Annotated in this window: 1 protein-coding gene; it reads left to right on the top strand. The window is 48.6% G+C overall.

Annotation, left to right across the window (positions count from 1 at the left end; genetic code table 11):
• Positions 1–35 precede the first annotated feature (35 nt).
• On the top strand, positions 36–2,383 hold a 2,348-nt coding region (locus ACHUFN_RS20110; protein WP_394224508.1), incomplete at its 3' end, for an Ig-like domain-containing domain.

Here is a 2,383-nt window from a genome sequence, read left to right as displayed (position 1 = left end):
CGGCTGGTGACGTTGAAGACGCACAGGCGCCGAGTGTGTTATCAAACAACCTGTCGCAAGGGCTCACAGATGTACCAGTGAATGCCCCGGTGAGACTGCTTCTGAATGAATCACTGGCGGCACACTGTGTGAATGAAGAGACGGTATCGCTTCACGGTAGTACAGGTGCAGTAGCGGGCAGCGTGACGCTGAGCAGCGATCGCCGAACGATTACGTTTACGCCGGATGCCTATCTGGTGGCAGGTGAAAACTATGAGCTGGTTGTTGCGGGCGTGTGTGATGTCGCGGGTAATGCCGTGGCAGAGTACCGCTTGGATTTCACCGCCGACAGTAGTGGCAGTGTTGATACGGCCTACCCAAGAATAAGCAGTGTTACACCGACAAACAATGCAGCAGACGTATCAGTTAACACAGCGATTGTGGTGACCTTCAATGAAGCCGTTGATGCAGTAAGTATTAGTGATACGCTGCGCGTTCAGGTGAATGGCCACAGTGGTTACGTAGCGGGTGACTATCAGGTAGAAGGAAACGTGGTGACATTTACGCCAAGTGCGCCATTACCGGGTAGTACAAAAATTAGAACCAGTATTTACCACGTCAAAGATAGGGTCGGAAACAGTGCATGTTGTTGGAATTATTATTTCACAACAGAAAACGAGCTTGATACAACGGCACCAACCGTCAGCAGTATCAGTCCGACAGACGGAGCCATGGATATAGGAGTAGGTACGCCAATCGTACTAAGCTTCAATGAATCGTTAAATGCAGCGACGGTCAACAGTAACAACTTCAAGTTGTATTCAGAGGGCAGCATCATCACGCCGAGTGTTTATCGCTCAGCAGACAGTAAAACAATCACCTTGCGTGGTACCTGGCCAGCCGGGAAGTCATTGTCAGTCATCGTCACGAACGATGTGCAGGACCTAAGTGGCAATGCAATGGCGGATTATGTCAGCCTGTTTAGCACTGCAGTGGTCGATAATGATAACGGAAGGCCAAGTGTCTCACGTTTATACCCGAACAGTGGTGCCAATAATGTACCGAGTGTCGGCAGTATAGTGATGTATACCTCAGAGCCAATGGATGAAAGCACCTTACATGAGGCTTTCCATGTAGCGGAAAACGGCATACTGGTAGAGGGACAGATTACGTTGTCAGCATCAGGTCAGGCAATTGAGTTCACCCCGGATGAAGCCTTTGCAGAGGGGGCACTAGTTCACGTTTATCTAGATAGCACAGCTCGTGACGATTCGGGTAATGCGATGAACCACTATCAAGGTCAGTTCCGCATGGCAACAACAACGGCAACAGCAGGGGTGAGACCAACGCCGAATGCTTATCTGCCAAGTAATGGTGTAACCAATGTGTCGCTAAATCCGACCATGCGTATCGTTTATAACCAAGATATGGATGAGACTACCATTACCGATGAATTCATCGTGATGCGAAACAATGATGGCAGTGTCTTCCCGGCTACGGTAAGTCTGGCAGATGATTTACGTACCGTGGAAATCACGCCGCAGTCACTTTTATCGACCGACAGTTACTATTATGTGAGTCTATCAAGTAACATCTTGGATACAGATGGTGACCGTCAGTACTGGAGTCGCAGTTATGGCTTCACCACCGGTGAGTCAGCGATAGAAGACTTACAGGCGCCTCGAGTAACAGCGATGAGTCCGGCAACGGGAATGGAAAACGTGGCATTGAACCCGCGTTATCATGTGCGCTTTGACGAAGCAATTAACCCATACAGCTTCGAACGCATAGCAGATATGAGTGTCTCGTACAGTGCCAGTAATACCGAAGTGTTGTATCACCGTTACTCACCATTACTTGAGAGTACGGAATACACAGAAACCATTACACAGGTAGAAGACTTGTCGGGTAATGAAGTTGTTTCACACAGTGAAACCTTTACAACCGGAACGGGGCCAGATCTGATACGTCCGAATTACAGTGTGTATTTGCCTTACTCGAACAGCACAGTTGCAGTAAATAGCAGTGTGATCTGGGTAATGACCGAAGTTGTCGATCCACTCACGGTGAACAGCGGCACCGTGTATGTACAAGATGTAGACAATGGATGGGCTCATGTCTCGGGTAGTGCCAGTATTGGACAGGATGGCAAGACAATCACGTGGGTGCCAGACAATGTACTGACAGCGGGTAGACGGTTTTATGCACGACTCGGCGGTGTGGCTGACATCAGTGGCAATACAAACTCATCAGATAGCTTCTACTTCTATACCAGTTTGGAAGAAGATACAGCAACACCAGTTGTAACAGGCACATCAGTACATGAAGGCTTAACCGATGTGGCGGTAAATGCCCGAGTGAGAGTGAAGTTTAATGAAGCGGTAAATCATTTATCATTGGGTGG

Source organism: Alteromonas gracilis (assembly GCF_043642145.1).
In the GTDB taxonomy this organism is placed as follows: domain Bacteria; phylum Pseudomonadota; class Gammaproteobacteria; order Enterobacterales; family Alteromonadaceae; genus Alteromonas; species Alteromonas gracilis_B.
Note: the sequence above shows the minus strand (reverse complement) of the source record. Positions and strands in the feature narration are given on the sequence as shown.